The following is a 16,302-nucleotide window of genomic DNA, read 5'->3' as shown; positions in this document are numbered from 1 at the left end:
CCCGTAACCAGGCGGCTTCAGACCACTGGACTACCCGCACGGCGGCGAGCCTTCGACCGTTTCGTACCAGGCCCGCCACGAGACGCGCCGTCCATGATGGTGCCCACCGCCTTTCGTACCTACCCTGCCTGCGCGGATGAGAGGCCTGAACGGGTATAGCTTAGGCGCAAACAGAAGATCGATCTGAAAGACCAAAACGGAGCGGTTTCACGGGTTTTAGTCCCTCGTAACGCTATCGATACGAGAAAATCCCCTTCTGGACTGGTAAATAGCCACGCGTCAAGGCATTCTCCCGCGGCGCCTGGGCGCACCTGCTCGCGTCGCCTCCCGAAGAAAGAGCTCCCACGCCATGAACCGCTCGGCGCGAGGAGAAGACATGCCTGTATGGAAAATACGATCATCCGACCGATCGACAGAACAGCCGGCCTGCCGCGCGTTCCGCTGAAAAAGCCGCCTTGCCGATAGAACCGAGAAACCATGCAGCGTTCCCCCGACGACGTCGCGCGCCAGCCCTCTGCCCCACACTGTTCGCTGGTCATCGCCACGCTGCACGACGACGGCGAGTTGGAGCCTTGCCTGGCGAGCCTGGTGAAACAGGAGAATGCGCCAACGCTCGAGGTGATCGTGGTCGACCAGAATGGCGACGATCGCCTGGTCGAGGTGATCGCCCGTTTCGCCGGGCTTCTCGATATCCGCCATGAGCAGGTCGACTTCCGCAGCGCCACCCGTGCCCGCAACCTCGGTGCGCGCCTGGCGCGGGGAATCTGGCTGGGTTTTCCGGACGACGACTGCCAGTTGCTCTCGGATGCCCTGGGCGAAGTGCAACGACTCTCCAACGACCCGCTGACCCAGGTGATCACCGGCCAGACCATCGACGAAACCGGCGCGCCCAACGTGCTGCGCTGGAAGCAGGAGCCGACCGAGTTCACCCGCCGCACAATGTTCAGCTGCCTGACGGAAGCCACGCTCTTCGTGCGCCGCGAGCTGTTCCTGCGGGCCGACGGCTTCGATGAGCGCTTCGGCCCCGGCGCCCCCTTCCCAGCAGCCGAAGGCATCGACCTGATGAACCGGCTGTTCGACCACATGGATGGCCTGAAAGCCTGCTACAGCCCGCGGATCAAGATGCAGCACCCGAGCAAGATGCCGCCCTGGAATGCCTGGGCCGTGGGTCGTTTCCACAGCTATGCCATAGGCGATGGCGCGCTGATCGCGAAGAATCCCCAGCCTCATATGCTCAACTGGGGCATGCGTACGCTGGTTTCCTCGTTCATCCAGCTGTTCACGCTGGACGCCTGGAGAAGCGCGGCCTTCGCCGCGCGGATCCTCGGCATGCTGCGCGGCTTTACCGCTTTCCACCTGGCATCCTGGCGCAAATGACATGCGTGGGCTGAAGTACATTTCCTGGGGTGACACCACCGGTTACGCGGTCGCGGCGAAGGCCTATGTCCGCGCGCTTGTGGATGCCGGCGTCGAGCTGACGTGGGCACCGATGCTGCCCGGCGCGGATCGCTATCAATTGCAGCCGGTCACCGACTGGCCGGAAACCAAGCTGAACGGCGTGTGCAACCGGCCGATCGACTACGACACCGTGCTGATCCACACCGTGCCGGAGTATTTCCCCACGCTGATCGAACAGGAGCGCCAGGCCGGGCGACGCATCCTCGGCTACACGGTGTGGGAGCTGGAAAACCTGCCGACGCACTGGCCAGAGATTCTCAACCAGCTGGACGCGGTGCTGGTGCCTTGCCAGTGGAACGTCGAGGTGTTTCGCCGCGCCGGTGTGAACGTGCCGATCCACGTGGTGCCCCACCTGCCCCAGTTCGAGAGCCTCGCCGAAGCCGCCCCCGCGGCGCGCGCCGCGCTGCGGGCACGCCTGCCGCGGGACGACCGGCAGCGCTTCGTGTTCTACACCGTCGGCTACTGGTCCAACCGCAAGGCGCCCTACCTGGCACTGGAGGCCTACTGGAAGGCCTTCGACGCCAGCGATCCGGTGTTGATGATCGTGAAGACCAGTCGCAACGACATCACCCAGTGGCATCGCCACTGGCGCAATGGCTTTCGCCTTCGGCATCCGTCGCCGGTGCGCAGCGTCGCGCGGCTGGCACGCCGCTTCGCCAATCCCGCGCCCGTTGCGGTGATCGCGGAGGAGTCCCTGAGCGACGAGGAAATGCTCGCACTGCACGAGATGGGCGACTGCTTCGTTTCGCTCACGCGTACCGAAGGCTGGGGCCTGGGTGCCTTCGAGGCCGCGCGGCTGGGCAAGCCGGTGGTGATCACCGGCTATGGCGGGCAGCTGGACTATCTCGACCCCGCACTCAGCGCGCTGATCGACTACACCCTGGTGCCCGTCCACGAACCGACCTGGTCCGCCAGCTACAAGCCGTCCGACCTTTGGGCCGAACCCTCGGTGGAGCAGGCCGCGCGCCAGCTGCGGACGATCTTCGAGGCGCCCGTCGCGGCTCGCCAGCGCGCGGCGCAGCAGGCGGCGAGCATCGCCCGCGATTTTTCCCCGGATGCCGTGATCGCGGCCCTCCTCAAGGCCCTCGCATGACCAGCCCGATCCCCAACGTCTTCCATTTCGTCTTCGGCCTGCGCGAACAGACCGAGCCGTTCCACCTGATGTACTACCTCTGCCTGGCCTCGTGCCTGGAGGTGAACCAGCCCGACGAGGTGCACTTCCACTATCACAATGAGCCACACGGCGAATGGTGGGAGCGAATCAAGCCGCGGCTGCGCCTGCGGCGCATCGACCCCGAGCGCTTCGTCGCCGACTACCGCTACGACGACCCCACGGTGGCGGCGTTCCGCTATGCCCACCTGGCCGATTTCGCGCGACTGCGGATACTGCTGGAAGAAGGCGGCATCTACGCCGACATCGACAGCCTGTTCCTGCGCCCCTTGCCGACGGACTGGCATTCGCGGCAATTCATCCTCGGCGAGGAAAAGGCCCCCGCCGGCGCCGAGGACGACCGCTCGCTGTGCAACGCCTGGATCGCCTCGGCGCCCGGTGCCGAATTCTGCCGGCACTGGCTCGACGCGATGACCGAGGCGTTCGACGGCAGCTGGAGCAATCACTCCACGCTGTTGCCGTACCGCCTCAGCAAGCGCTTCCCCGACCTGCTGGATATCCAGCCGCCCACTTCCTTCTATTCGCTGGACTGGACCCCAAAGGGCATCGAAGACCTGCTGCTGCGAAACGTGACGCTGCCGGACGAGGCCCGCAGCCTGCACCTGTGGAATCACCTGTGGTTCGACGAGTCGCGCCTGGACTTCAGCCATTTCCATGCCGCACTGTTGACGGTCGACTACGTCGCCTTCGCCGACACCACCTACGCGCGCAATGCCCGGCGTTTCCTGCCGGCGGACGCCAGGCCCAGCCTGCTGGCCTACCAGCGGCAACGCGCGATGACCCTGCTGAGCCATCCCCGGCACAGCGTCCGATCCTGGCTGAACTCGCGATGACTGCCCGCCAGGACTTCGACGACAACTGGGGGAAGCTGCGCCAGTTCGGCGCCGCGCTGTCACGTTTCCTGTCGCCGGCGCACAAGCGCCAGCTGTACTGGGTGTCGATCTGGGCCTGCGGGCTGTCGGCGCTGGAAATGCTCGTCGCCGCCACCGTCATCCCCTACGTCGCCTGCCTCAACGAGCAGTGTCCGGTACTGATCGAATCGACGCTGCAGCGGCTCGGCTGGTCGGTCATCCCGACCCTCAGCCTTGGCCTGTTCCTGCTGATCTGCGTGAAGCTGATGGTCCAGGCCGGGCTGGCCTGGCGCGGTGCGCGCTTCAACCAGCAGGTTCAGCGCTACACCGTCAGCCGCCTGCTGGAGGGCTACCTGCATCTGGACTGGATGGGCTTTCGCAGCGAGAGCCGAACCCATTACTTCCGCCGCTGCGCGGCCACGGCGGTGGATGCCGCCTACGTCAGCCAGCAATGCGTGACGATGATCTCCTCCAGTTTGATGCTGGTGTTCCTCTCCGCGCTGATGCTCTGGCAGTACCCGCTGGCGTCCGTCCTGCTGGCCCTGGGATTCCTGCTGCTCAATACCCTGACCCACCGGCTGCTGAGCAGGGGCCAGAAGCAGGCTTCGCACGCGCGCGAGGCCGCGTTGCAGCGCTGGAACACCAGCATGGCCGAGGCCTTCGCCTCGTTCCGCGAGATTCGCGTATACCACCTCGAGCCCTTTTTCCTGCGCCACATCGACCATTCGCTCAAGGCCCTGGCCGCCGCCAACGTCAGGCTGACCGTCTTCCCGACGCTGCCGCGACTGGTGCTGGACTTCGCCGTGCTGGGCATCCTCCTGCTGGTGGTCTCGCTGTGGATGCTGATGGGGCGACCGCTGAACCTGCTGCTGCCGCAACTGATCTTCTACGCCGTGGTGGCGCGGGCGCTGCTGCCCGCGATGATGAGCGTGCTGGGCACGCGCACCGCGCTGTTCGGCGCGGTGTACAACATCGAACTGGTCCTTGGCGAGCTGGAACGCGCCGCCGCCGGCTACACCCAGCGTGTGGGCATCACGGCGCAGGCCGCAGACACCCCGATGTTCACCCTCGAGCGGGTGACCTTCCGCCACGGCCCCCAGCTGCCGACGGTGCTCGACGAGGCGACGCTGCACATCGCGCATCCGTCCTGGGTCGCCATCGTCGGCCCGTCCGGCACCGGCAAGAGCACGCTGATGGAGCTGCTCTGCGGCATTCACCAGCCGCAGTCGGGCAATGTCCGCCACGCCTGGCCCGAAGGCTCGTCACCCACCATCGCCTATATCCCGCAGCACGTGGCCCTGCTGGATGACAGCATCGAGCAGAACGTGGTGTTCGGCTTCGACGACGGTGACGGCGAGCGGGTCGATACCGCGCTGCGCCAGGCCGGGCTGGAGGAGGTCGTCGCCCGCCTCGCCGGCGGTCGCCACGCCGCGGCCGGCGCCGACGGCGCGCGTCTTTCCGGCGGGGAACGCCAGCGGCTGGCGCTGGCGCGGGCGCTGTACAGGCGGCCGGACCTGCTGCTGCTCGACGAGGCCACTTCCGGCCTCGACGAAGCCAGCGAAACCCGCCTGCTGTCCCGGCTGCGCCGCGATTGCCCGGCGATGAGCGTGGTCTACATCACCCACCGCAGCAGCAACCTGCGCTTCGCCGACCGCACCGTGCGCCTGCAGAACGGCGTGCTCGAAGACCTGGCGGCGAACGCCGAATGACATCCAGACCGGTTGCCCTGTTCGTCACGCCAGTCCTGCCCTTGCCGGGCGGCTCGGGCCGCGCGCTGCGCGCCTGGGACTGGCTGCAGACGCTGAGCCGCGACCACCGGGTGCACCTGCTGGTCGCCGGTGACCGCGACAGCTGGCCGACGTTGCCCGCGGACTACCCCGCCGAAGCGCTCTGGCCGCTGGCGGACGGGGTCAGCACGACGCGCCGCTATCGCCGCCTGGCAGGCCTGTCGCTGCCGCTGCTCGCCCTGTGTTCCCGTCGCTTCGTCAGCGACTGGCAGCAGTGGACGTCGACATCGACGCTGGAGGCGCTGGAAGCCCGCCTCGCCGGCGAGACGGTGCAGCGCATCGTGGTGTTCCGGCTTTACCTGCAAGACCTCGGGACAGCACTGGCCGCGCGCTATCCGCACGCCGACTGCGCACTCGACCTGGACGATCTGGAGTCCCGCACGCGAACCAGCGTGGCGCTGGCCTCCTGGCGCATGGGGCAGTACCGCGACGCGCTGCGCGGGCTGTCCACGGCGATCCAGTACCGCCTGGTCGAGCGCGACATCGCGCGGCAGTACCGAACCCTCTACCTGGCCGCGAGCGACGATGCGCGGCACTTGCCGGCGCGTCCCGGCCTGTCCATCGCCTGCCGGCCCAACCGGATCGCCCTGCCGGCGACGCCTGCCGGTCTCCCCTGCGACGGGCCACTTGGCCTGCTGTTCGTCGGCACACTGAACTACCCGCCCAACGAAGAAGCCGTGCGCTTCCTGCTGACGCGCCTGATTCCCCGCCTGTCGACGACGCTGACGTCGCCCTGGCGCCTACGCATCATCGGCCGGCATGCCTCCACGGCGCTGCAAGCGCTGCTGCGCGACACGCCGCAGGTGGAGTTCACCGCCGAAGTCGGCGACCTCGACGACAGCTATGCGCGCAGCCACATCGTCCTGGTCCCGCTGTTCGCCGGCGGCGGGACCAAGCTCAAGACGCTCGAAGGTTTCGCCCACCGCCGCCCGGTGATTTCCACCCGGCAAGGCGTGCGCGGCCTCGCGGTGACGTCCGGCGAGCACTACCTGGCGGCCCACGGCGCCGAGGAATTCGCCGCATCAATCGTCGCCCTGGCGACCCGGCGCGAGCTTGCCGAACGCATCGCGAACGCCGGCTGGGCGCTCTGCCGACAGCAGTACGCGCGGCCATGAAAACCCTGTTCATCCTCTCCATCGAGCAGGGCTACGGCGGCGCCGAGCGCAGCATCGAGATCGTCCTGCGTCATTTGCCAGCGGACCTGCGGGTGGTGATCTTTGCCCAGAGCAACGCGCACCGGGAGCGCCTGCTACAGCCGGGAGCATTGCCGGCCAATGCGCGCCTGATTCATGTGCGCACCAGCCAGAACACCGCCGGCCGGCGAATCGCGGCGCTGCAGCTGCTGCTCGCGTTCCTGCGCCATCGCCCCGACGCGATCCTGCTGAACACCCAGCGTTCGGCGCTCATCGCCGCCATGGCCGCGCGGTTCGTCCGCCCGCTGGCCCGACGCTGCCATCTCTACGTGCGCGACTACCTCTGGCAGGACCTGGATTTCATCTTCACCCGCCTGCCCGGCGCGCCGATTCTGCTACCGAACAGCGTGGTGATGCAGCGCCAGGGCTACCTGAGCCCCGCGTACACGGCGCCCTTCGGCCCCTCGCCCTGGTCGGTGGTGCCGGACATGGTGGAAATCGCCGACGAGGCGGTTTCCTACGAAGGTCCGATCCTGCATCTGGCCACGCTCAATCCCTGGAAGGGCCATACCGATCTGGCCCTGGCGCTGCATCACCTGCACGAGCGCCAGCAGCCACTGGCCCTGTTGTCCTGCGGACCGCAGGATGACCCGGCGCTTCAACAGCGCTTGCGGCAGTTGATCGAGCGACTCGGCATCGGCGCCAGCTACCGGCTCGGCGACTACGTGGCTGACCCCTCCGTCCTGCTGCGCAGCTGCCGCGCCGTGGTGGTGGCCTCGGTGTCGCATTCCGGCGGGCCGGAGACCTTCGGTAGAACCGTCATAGAGGCCTGGTCGCGGCGCAAACCGGTAATCGCCTACGCCACCGGCGCGCCCGCGCAGCTGATCGAGCACGAGGTCGACGGCCTGCTGGTGCCGGAGGGCGACACCCAGGCGCTCGCCGAGGCGCTGCTGCGCCTGGCTTCCTCGCCGGAGCTGTGCCGGCGCCTGGGCGAAGCCGGTCACGCCAAGGTCGTCGAACGCTACGAGGCCGGCGCGGTCACCCGGCAGTTGCTGGAACGGCTGAACCTGTCGGATGCGGGGCAACCATGAACGTACCTTCCTCGCACTGGGTCCTGCACGACTACCTACAGGTGAACGGCGGCGCCGAGCGACTGGTCATCGCCCTGGCCAACGGGCTGCCCGGCTTCGCCCTCGGCGTATCGGGGGTTTACCCGGCGTTCCGCGAATCCGGGGATTGCGACGCCGTAGAGCCCCAGGTGATCGGCGCCGCGCCCCTGCGCATGCTCCCGCGCATCCCCCGGGCGCTGGCCGCGTTCTCCCGGCCGCCCGCGTACCTGCGTGAGGCGCGGCAGGTGATCTACAGCGGGCTCTATGCCCCGCTTGCGGCGCTCGAACAGCCGAGCGGGCGGCGCCTCTACTATTGCCACACGCCGCCGCGTTTCGCCTTCGACCAGCGCGAGCGCTACCTGGCGCGTGCTCCGGCGCTGGCCAGGCCGGCGCTGCGGCTGGCCATCGAACGCTATCGCCACGCCTACCTGCTCGCGCTGCAGCGCATGGACCGTGTGCTGACCAACTCGCTGCATGTCCGCGAGCGCCTGCTCGAACACACCGGGATCGCCGCCGAGGTCGTCTACCCGCCCATCGATACCACCGGGTTTCGCTTCCTCGGCCAGCAGGGCTACTATCTGTCGCTGGGGCGCCTGGAACCCAACAAGCGGGTCGACCGCATCGTCCGCGCCTTTCTCGGCATGCCGGACAAACAGCTGGTGGTCGCCTCCGGCGGCTCGCAGCTCGAGGCCCTGAAGGTGCTGGCGAACGGCGCGCCGAACATCCGCTTCGCCGGCTGGCTCGACGACGCCGCCCTGGCGCAGCTCATGGGCAATGCCATCGCCGCGCTCTACGTGCCCCAGGACGAGGACTTCGGCATGTCCGCGGTCGAAGCCATGGCGGCGGGCAAACCGCTGATCGGCGTCGCCGAGGGCGGGCTGCGCGAAAGCGTCGTCGACCAGCGCACGGGCCTGTTGCTGCCCGCGGACCCGAGCGCGGATACCATTGCCGAGGCGCTTGGACGAATGTCCGCCGAGCGGGCGTTGAGCATGCGCGCCGCCTGCGAGGCGCGGGCTGCGGAGTTCTCCCGGGCACGTTTCCTCGACGCCTTCAGAAACATCATCCAATAAGCACCTTCACCATGCGCGTGCTGCACTTCTACAAGACCTCCCTTCCCGACAGCATCGGTGGAATCGAACAGGTCATCGATCAGATCGCCCGCGGCGCGGCCGGCCTCGGGGTGACCACCGACGTGCTGTCGCTGGGCGAGCAGCGCGTCGAACGGCCGATGGAGATCAACGGCTACCACGGCTACCGGGCCAGGCTGGACTTCCAGATCGCCGCCACCGGTTTCTCCCTGTCCGCATTCCCGCTGTTCGCCCGCCTGGCGAAGCAGGCCGACCTGATCCACTACCACTTTCCGTGGCCGTTCATGGACCTGGTGCACTTCCTCAGTCGCACCCGCAAGCCGACGCTGGTCACCTATCACTCGGACATCATCCGCCAGAAGAACCTGCTCAAGCTGTACCGGCCGCTGGAGCGGCGCTTCCTCGCCGACGTCGATCACATCGTCGCCACCTCGCCCAACTACCTGGCGTCCAGCGATGTGCTGGAGCAGTACCGGGACAAGGTCAGCGTGATTCCCATCGGCCTGGACAAGACCAGCTATCCCGCGGCCTCACCCGAAAAGCTGCGCTACTGGCGCGAGCGTATCGGCCCGAAGTTCTTCCTCTTCGTCGGCGTGATCCGCTACTACAAGGGCCTGCACATCCTGCTGGAGGCGGCCCGGGGCACCGACCTGCCGATCGTCATCGTCGGCGCCGGGCCGATCGAGGCGGAATTGCGCGCCCAGGCCGCCGAACTCGGCCTGCTCAACATCCGCTTCCTCGGCCACCTGCCCGATAACGACAAGGCCGCGCTGCTGCAGCTGAGTTACGCCGTGGTGTTTCCCTCGCATTTGCGTTCGGAGGCGTTCGGCATCTCGCTGCTGGAAGGCGCGATGTATGGCAAGCCGATGATTTCCAGCGAGATCGGCACCGGCACCACCTTCATCAACATCGGCGAAGAGACCGGCCTGGTGGTCCCGGCCGACAACGCCGAGGCGTTGCGCAGCGCCATGCAGTACCTGTGGAACCATCCGCAGCAAGCCGCCGCGATGGGCCAGCGCGCCGAAGCCCGCTACTGGCAGCTGTTCACCGCGCAACGCATGGCCGAGCGCTATGTGGCGCTGTATCACCAACTGGTCGCAGACGCCCGCTGAGCCGGAGTCGCGGCCATGCGCGGGGCGTTCAGCCGGCCAACCGGCACCGCAGGTGTTGCAGACGCGCGCGCATAGCCCAGCCAGCCGAAAGGCCGTTGCGGGGCGCCGGCATCCTGCGGGCGGGAATTCGCGTGCAACCGGCGCGCGACGAGCCGCAGGAAGACTTCCTCGGACGCCAGGTCCATCTTCGCGGCGAAGGCCGGCCGAAGCGGCTGGAAGAACGTCTCGGTGACGTAGTCCTCCTCGGAGGTCTCCAGTGCGAGGCAGAAGCGGTAGCCGCCGAGTAGGTCCATCTTGGTCGCCGCGCCCCGATCCGGCTGCGGGATGGCGCTGTTGTTGAGGAACCGGCCGTAGGAGTCCACCGGCAGATGGCGCATCAGTTCGGCGGCGAAGGCGTTGCGCCCGCTGGTGTCCTTCGTCGCCGACTGGAACAGCGCCGTGGCTGAGCACGAAGGGATGGTTCGCATAACGCTGCCATATCGCCCGCTGGCTCACCCGGCGACGAACCCTCTCGACATGCCTGCAGCCGTGCAATGCCTTGACCGGCGCGATGCGCGGCGCGGAGGCCAGGCTCAGACCGATGTCGCACAGAACCGTGGGCGGCAGATCACCCGCCTCGCGGCGCATCGAGCGGATGCGCGCCAGGTCGTCGAGCAGCCGGCGCGGGCTGCTGAAGGGCCGCGGCGTGTGCAGGTCGAGCCCGATGGGCAATGGCGCGAGCCGCGGGGCGCCGCTGCCGTCGTGGTTCTGCGTGTACCAGGCGACCAGCCAGGAACAGGAGAGCAGCGCGGCGACAGTTTCCGGACGAAGCTCGGAGGGCACCGAAACGTCGCCATCGGACGTCACCAGCACGAAGGGCTTGGCGATGGAGGGCAGCGCGGCGGCAACGAAATGATCCAGATCCGCCGCGACGCCGTCGCGCGACTGGGTGCTCAGCCGGACCCAGACCAGACCGTGGGCATCGGCATAATGCTCGCGGAACAGGCTTTCGCTCTGGACGCTCTCGGTCGGCGCCTGCCAGTAGCCTTCCGGCCCGCGGAAGTCGCACTGGCGGCTCAGGCCCTTCGACCAGAGGCAGGGGAGCGGGTCGGAGAAATCATGCGCATCGAAGGTCAGAGCTACGACCGACCTGCGCAGGCGTTTGCCGAGTGTCACCAGCCGCCGCACCATGCCCCATTCCATTTCGCTACGCTCCCGAATCCCCGCACAGGATACCAAGCCGCGCCCACAATGACTGCGCGAAACGGCTGTTCACCCTTGTCCGATGTCGAGCTGGCCGGCGCGTGATCGCGCGGATTCGCCCCGCCGGCCATTTGCTCCGTGCGCGGCCGCTCTGCTAGTGTCGCCGCGGTTTCCGCTCCCGTCGTAGAGAACGCCCATGGCCCGCAAGAAAGCTGCACTCGATTTCGAACAATCCATCGCCGACCTGCAGAACCTGGTCGAGCGCCTGGAAAGCGGCGAGCTGTCGCTGGAAGACTCCTTGGGCGCCTTCGAGCAGGGCATCCGCCTCACCCGCGACTGTCAGGCGGCGCTCAGCCAGGCCGAGCAGAAGGTCCAGATACTCCTGGAGCGTGACGGCGAAACCGAAGAGGCGCCCTTCGAAGCGGACCCCGAGGCATGACCGCGGCCTATCAGAAAGCCTGCCGGGCACGTGTCGACGCGTGCCTGGAGCGGTTCTTCCAGCCTCCGCAGGACGACCTGGCGCGGCTCTACCAGGCGATGCGCTACAGCGTGATGAACGGCGGCAAGCGGGTGCGCCCGATCCTCGTCTACGCCGCCTGCGAAGCCCTTGGCGGCGACGCCGAACAGGCCGACAACGCGGCCTGTGCGGTGGAGCTGATCCACGCCTACTCGCTGGTGCACGACGATCTGCCGGCGATGGACGACGACGACCTGCGCCGCGGCCAGCCGACCACCCACAAGGCATTCGACGAAGCGGCGGCGATTCTCGCTGGCGACGGCCTGCAGAGCCTGGCCTTCAGCGTACTGGCGGAGCCGAGCGCACCCAGGGCCAGCGCCGAGACCCGCCTGCGCATGCTGACCACCCTGGCCCGCGCGGCCGGGCCCGAAGGCATGGTCGGCGGGCAGGCGATCGACCTGGAGTCGGTGGGGCGGCAGATTGACCAGCGCGCGCTGGAAAGCATGCACCGGCACAAGACCGGCGCGCTGATCGAAGCCAGCGTGTGCCTCGGCGCCCTGGCCAGCGGCCGGGCCGACGACGCGGCGCTGGCCGCGCTGCAAACCTACGCGCGGGCCATCGGCCTGGCGTTCCAGGTGCAGGACGACATCCTCGACGTGGAAAGCGATACCGCGACGCTGGGCAAGACCCAGGGCAAGGACCAGGCCCAGGACAAGCCCACCTACCCGGCCCTCCTCGGCCTGGAACCCGCCAAGGCCTACGCGCTGGACCTGCGCGACCAGGCGCTGGGCGCGCTGGAGGCCTTCGGCGAACGCGCCGAACCGCTGCGCGACCTCGCGCGTTTCATCGTAGAACGGCGCAGCTAACAGCCATCACTCCCCCGGGGCGATTCAACCGCCCCGCAGACGCAGGACCGCTCTAGTCCTGCCCTTCCCGATCGCGAAAACCGAGCAGATAGAGGATGCCGTCGAGGCCGAGGGTGGAAATCGCCTGCTTGGCCGACTGCTTGACCAGCGGTTTGGCGCGGAAGGCCACGCCGAGACCGGCCAGGCCGAGCATCGGCAGGTCGTTGGCGCCGTCGCCCACGGCGATGGTCTGCTCCAGGCGCAGGCCTTCCTGTTCCGCCAGCTGACGCAGCAGGTCGGCCTTGCGCTGGGCGTCGACGATCGGCTCGACGGCGACACCGGTGAGCACGCCGTTCTCGATCTGCAATTCGTTGGCGAACACGTAGTCGATGCCCAGCCGGGCCTGCAGTTGCCGGGCGAAGTAGCTGAAGCCACCGGAGAGGATCGCGGTCTTGTAGCCCAGCCGCTTGAGCTCGGCGAACAGCACTTCGGCGCCTTCGGTCAGGCGCAGCGAGGCGCCGACGGCTTCCAGCTCGGATTCCGGCAGCCCCTTGAGCAGGGCCAGGCGCTCGGTGAAGCTGGCGCGGAAATCCAGCTCGCCACGCATTGCCCGCTCGGTGATCTCGGACACCTTCTCGCCGACGCCGGCAACCTTGGCCAGCTCGTCGATGACTTCCGCCTCGATCAGCGTCGAGTCCATGTCGAACACCGCCAGGCGCCGGTTGCGGCGGAACACCGAGTCGCGCTGGAAGGCGATGTCGACGTTCAACTCCTGCGCCACGCTGAGGAACTCGGCGCGCAGCGCCAGCGTGTCGGCCGGCTCGCCGCGCACCGAGAACTCGATGCAGCCGTTGCTGCGCTCGTCCGGCGTATCCAGCGGCATACGCCCGGAAAGACGGTCGATACGATCGATGTTGAGGCCGAACTTGGCGGTGATCGAGCTGACCCGCTGCAGCTGTTCGGCAGTCACCTTGCGCGTCAGCAGGGTGACGATGTGGCGGGATTTGCCCTGGCCGCCGACCCATTGCTGGTAGTCGGCTTCCGAAACCGGCGTGAAGCGCACCTGCTGATCCAGCTTGTAGCCGGTGAAGAGCACTTCCTTGAGCACCGCCGAGGCGCGCTGGTTGTCCGGGATTTCCACCAGGATGCCGAACGACAGCGTGTCGTGGATCACCGCCTGGCCGATATCGAGGATGTTCACCCCACCCTGTGCCAGCGCGCCGGTGATGGCGGCGGTCAGGCCCGGGCGGTCTTCCCCGGTGATGTTGATCAGGACGATTTCGCGCAAGGTGCTGGCTCCGCTGAAGAATGCGGCGGCCATTCTAACCGAGCCGCCGACGCCCGGCTTCCCGCTCTGCGCGTCCGCCTGGCGCAAAGGCGGCCGTCTAGCTTGAAGCCTGGCCCGGCTTTTCCCGTATACTGCCGGCCACATTTCCTACTCGAGAAGAGCCGAGCTCCGTGAACCGGCCAGCCCCCGTCAAGCCCGACAACTTCTTCCTCCTCATCTTCCACGCCCTGCGTCAGCGGCGTGTACCCCTGGCCCTGCGCATCGCCAGTCACAGCCTGTTGCTGGTGGCCCTGGCGCTGGTGATCTACGCCTGGGTGATGGGGATGCAGTTCAAGCAGGCGATGCAATCGCAAGCCGACGCCCTCGGCCAGAGCCTGATCACCCAGACCGCCTCCTCGGCGCGCGATCCACTGGTGTCCAACGACATCCTCAGCCTCAACGTGCTGCTGGGCAACCTGGTGAAGAACCGGCTGGTCGCCCACGCGGCGATCTACAGCGTCGACAACCGCCTGCTCGCCGAGGCCGGTTCGCGGCCCAAGCAGAGCATGCTCGGCGAGACCGAAGGCGTGTTCTCCACGCCGATCACCTTCCAGGAAGTGATTGCCGGGCAGCTGCGTATCAGCCTCGACATGCAGCAGTTCGAGCAGCCGATGACCATCAGCCTGCAGAGCATGGGGCTGCTCAGCCTGATCCTGCTGGCGCTGACCCTGTCGCTGAGCCTGCGCCTGGGCCGGCACATCTCGACGCCGCTGCTGGAGCTGCGGGTGTGGCTGCGCGACCCGGACGATCCGGCGCCCGGCGCAGGCCGCCAGGACGAGATCGGCGACCTCGCGCGCCAGTTGCAGGCGCGCCTGGTGCCGGAAAAACCCGAGCCCGAGCCCGAAGACGAATACCTCGAGGAGGACTACCTCGACCAGGAAGCCGAAGAAGAGTTCGAGGTACGCGACCTCGGCGACAGCCGCTTCGACAGCGACGAGGAAGACGACGACGAACCGGCCCCGATGCGCGCCTCGAGCCGCCTTCACGACGAGGACGATCCGTTCTCCGAGCTGCGCGACGAAAGCCCGGTCGAGACGTCGAGAACACGGCCGCCGGTACAGGTGCAGCCGGCCCCGGTCACGGTGGCTCCGAGCCTGCCCGCGCTCAGCGCGGTACTGGCAATCCAGCTCGGCGCCCAGGAACAGCTGCGCCGCCTGCCGCGCAGCCGCCTGCTCGACCTGTTGCAGCGCTACCGCGACTGCCTGGACAAGGCCGCCTCGCTCTACCAGTGCGACCTGCACACGTTGAGCGACGGCAGCAGCCTGTTGCTCTTCCATCGCCAGGACAGCGGCGAGGACTACCTGACCCACGCGCTGTGCTGTGGCGAACTGATGCGCGCCCTCGGCCATGCCCTGCAGATCGAGGTCGCCGACAGCGGCATCGCCCTGCAACTGCAACTGGGACTGACCCTCGGCGAAGACCTGGCCGACCTCGACCAGCCCGAACTGCTGCTCAGCGAAACCGCCCAGGACGCCCTGGCCCTGTCGCAGCACAGCCGCAACCTGCTGTTGGTGGAACGCCGCATCGCCGACGACCCGCTGCTGCGCCAGCGCGCGCGCATCCGCCCGATCGCCAGCCCCGAGGGCGCCTGCTGCGTCGAGCGCCTGCTCGAACCCTATCCGTCGCTGCTCGAACGCCAACTGGTGCGCATGCAGGACATGAACGGCCGCTGAGGCGGCCGTTTCGTTGGTGATCCTGGGGCCTCGCCCGGTGGGTTACGCGGCGTTGCGCTGCGGAGTCGTGCCCACCGCCAGTGCCTATCGCCGCTAACCCACCCTACGTTCAGATGTCCCGCCACCCGTAGGGTGGGTTAGGCGCATCACCGACGCTTCGCTCCTTCCCCGCGCCATAAGCGCCGTAACCCACCAGACGGACTATCGCCAACCTCCGCCCGGTGGGTTACGCGGCGTTAACCTGCGGTGTCGTACCCACAAAGCCGAGCCTATCGCCGCTAACCCACCCTACGTCCAGATGTCCCCGCCACCCGTAGGGTGGGTTAGGCGCATCGACGACGCTCCGGTCATTCTCTGGCGTCATGCGCCGTAACCCACCACACGCGCTATCGCCGAGACTCTCCCGCTCAATCGGGCAGGTGCTTTACCAGCCACTACCCTTCGTACCCCAATAAAAAAGCCCGGAGCGCGCTGGGCGGTCCGGGCTCTTGCGCGAGCGGCGCGGGCTAGAAGCGGAACACTTCGGCGCCATTACGCACCGGTTCGGCGACCGGGATGCGCGAAGGCTTCTCCTTGGTCGCGGTCGCCGCCCTCGCCTCGGCCTTGCGCGCGCTTTCGGCCAGTTGCCGCGACAGCGGGCCGATCGTCTCGGCCATCTCGCCCGCCAGGCGCTGCAGCAGCACGCCCTGGGCGCGCACCTGGTCCGCGGCGCTGCCCTGATGCTCCTCCTGCAGGCGCACCAGGCGGGTATCGCGCAGCTGCCCGGCCTTGTCCACCAGACGCCACTGCGCTTCGAGCACCGCCGGCTGGGTGGGGCCGGAATCCAGGCGCGTGATGTTCAGCTGGGCCTGCACGTCGGCGCTGAAGCCGATCGCCGGGGCGAGCGCTACGCGTTGGCTGTTCAGGCGTCCGGCGAGCTGCCGCAGGAGCACATCGTCGACGTTCGCCGAAAGGCGCCCGGCCCAGCGCGCGTCACGGTCGGCGAGCAGGCTGCCGTCGGCCTGGCGCTGCAGCAGGTTGTCCTGGGACAGGTATTCGGCGAGCTGGATCGGACCGAGCAGCACCGCCGGCCCGCTGGCCTTCTGTGGAATGGCCGGACTGCCGCTGTC

General features: G+C 67.9%; 15 protein-coding genes. 12 read left to right on the top strand and 3 right to left on the bottom strand.

Annotated elements, in window-relative coordinates:
- Positions 1-477 precede the first annotated feature (477 nt).
- From B3E91_RS13365 to B3E91_RS13330, 8 genes are read left to right on the top strand one after another with little or no spacing between them, the layout of a single operon-like run.
- Entirely contained in the window at positions 478-1,377 is a 900-nt protein-coding gene (locus tag B3E91_RS13365; RefSeq protein WP_286786099.1) for a glycosyltransferase family 2 protein, read from the top strand.
- Between the two features lies 1 nt (position 1,378).
- Entirely contained in the window at positions 1,379-2,551 is a 1,173-nt protein-coding gene (locus tag B3E91_RS13360) for a glycosyltransferase (RefSeq protein WP_287029881.1), read from the top strand.
- Positions 2,548-3,462 (top strand): glycosyltransferase, encoded by a 915-nt coding sequence (locus B3E91_RS13355; protein ID WP_287029879.1) that lies wholly within the window; start codon positions 2,548-2,550, stop codon positions 3,460-3,462. Before B3E91_RS13360 ends, B3E91_RS13355 begins: the two co-directional genes overlap by 4 nt.
- Positions 3,459-5,189 carry an ABC transporter ATP-binding protein gene (locus B3E91_RS13350; RefSeq protein ID WP_287029878.1) on the top strand — a complete coding sequence of 577 codons (1,731 nt, stop codon included), beginning with the start codon at positions 3,459-3,461 and terminating at the stop codon, positions 5,187-5,189. The genes B3E91_RS13355 and B3E91_RS13350 overlap by 4 nt, the downstream gene beginning before the upstream one ends.
- Entirely contained in the window at positions 5,186-6,382 is a 1,197-nt protein-coding gene (locus tag B3E91_RS13345) for a glycosyltransferase (protein ID WP_287029876.1), read from the top strand. Before B3E91_RS13350 ends, B3E91_RS13345 begins: the two co-directional genes overlap by 4 nt.
- Positions 6,379-7,491, top strand: a complete 1,113-nt coding sequence (locus B3E91_RS13340; RefSeq protein WP_287029874.1) for a glycosyltransferase — start codon at positions 6,379-6,381, stop codon at positions 7,489-7,491. Before B3E91_RS13345 ends, B3E91_RS13340 begins: the two co-directional genes overlap by 4 nt.
- Positions 7,488-8,579 carry a glycosyltransferase gene (locus B3E91_RS13335; RefSeq protein ID WP_287029872.1) on the top strand — a complete coding sequence of 364 codons (1,092 nt, stop codon included), beginning with the start codon at positions 7,488-7,490 and terminating at the stop codon, positions 8,577-8,579. The genes B3E91_RS13340 and B3E91_RS13335 overlap by 4 nt, the downstream gene beginning before the upstream one ends.
- 11 nt (positions 8,580-8,590) lie before the next feature.
- A complete protein-coding gene (locus tag B3E91_RS13330; RefSeq protein ID WP_287029870.1) occupies positions 8,591-9,709 on the top strand; it encodes a glycosyltransferase family 4 protein in 1,119 nt (372 codons plus the stop codon).
- Here B3E91_RS13330 and B3E91_RS13325 read toward each other — a convergent pair.
- A complete protein-coding gene (locus B3E91_RS13325; protein ID WP_287029868.1) occupies positions 9,682-10,176 on the bottom strand; it encodes a glycosyltransferase family 10 domain-containing protein in 495 nt (164 codons plus the stop codon). The two genes, B3E91_RS13330 and B3E91_RS13325, sit on opposite strands and share 28 nt — an antisense overlap.
- 49 nt (positions 10,177-10,225) lie before the next feature.
- Here B3E91_RS13325 and B3E91_RS13320 point away from each other — a divergent pair, with 49 nt between their 5' ends.
- The 3 genes from B3E91_RS13320 to ispA all read left to right on the top strand — a co-directional run bounded on the left by B3E91_RS13320 (position 10,226) and on the right by ispA (position 12,214).
- The gene (locus tag B3E91_RS13320) at positions 10,226-10,996 is read left to right on the top strand and encodes a hypothetical protein (RefSeq protein ID WP_287029867.1); all 771 of its coding nucleotides are present in this window, start codon (positions 10,226-10,228) and stop codon (positions 10,994-10,996) included.
- A gap of 91 nt (positions 10,997-11,087) precedes the next feature.
- Complete coding sequence (locus B3E91_RS13315; protein ID WP_287029866.1) at positions 11,088-11,330, top strand: exodeoxyribonuclease VII small subunit; 243 nt, start codon at positions 11,088-11,090, stop codon at positions 11,328-11,330.
- Positions 11,327-12,214, top strand: a complete 888-nt coding sequence (ispA, locus tag B3E91_RS13310; RefSeq protein WP_287029865.1) for a (2E,6E)-farnesyl diphosphate synthase — start codon at positions 11,327-11,329, stop codon at positions 12,212-12,214. Before B3E91_RS13315 ends, ispA begins: the two co-directional genes overlap by 4 nt.
- A gap of 52 nt (positions 12,215-12,266) precedes the next feature.
- On the opposite strand, the gene serB is transcribed toward ispA, so the two are convergent.
- Positions 12,267-13,481 (bottom strand): phosphoserine phosphatase SerB, encoded by a 1,215-nt coding sequence (serB, locus tag B3E91_RS13305; RefSeq protein WP_282344106.1) that lies wholly within the window; start codon positions 13,479-13,481, stop codon positions 12,267-12,269.
- A 170-nt stretch (positions 13,482-13,651) separates the two neighbouring features.
- On the opposite strand from serB, the gene B3E91_RS13300 reads away from it, so the two are divergent.
- Positions 13,652-15,193 (top strand): AhpA/YtjB family protein, encoded by a 1,542-nt coding sequence (locus tag B3E91_RS13300; RefSeq protein ID WP_287029863.1) that lies wholly within the window; start codon positions 13,652-13,654, stop codon positions 15,191-15,193.
- 506 nt (positions 15,194-15,699) lie between these two features.
- Here the strand turns inward: B3E91_RS13300 and B3E91_RS13295 are convergent.
- A partial coding sequence (locus B3E91_RS13295; RefSeq protein ID WP_287029862.1) for a PqiC family protein occupies positions 15,700-16,302 on the bottom strand: 603 nt, incomplete at its 5' end.

It is taken from the genome of Pseudomonas sp. UBA6310 (genome assembly GCF_002438225.1).
Taxonomy (GTDB): Bacteria; Pseudomonadota; Gammaproteobacteria; order Pseudomonadales; family Pseudomonadaceae; genus Pseudomonas_O; species Pseudomonas_O kuykendallii.
This window is presented reverse-complemented; position numbering and strand designations above follow the sequence as displayed.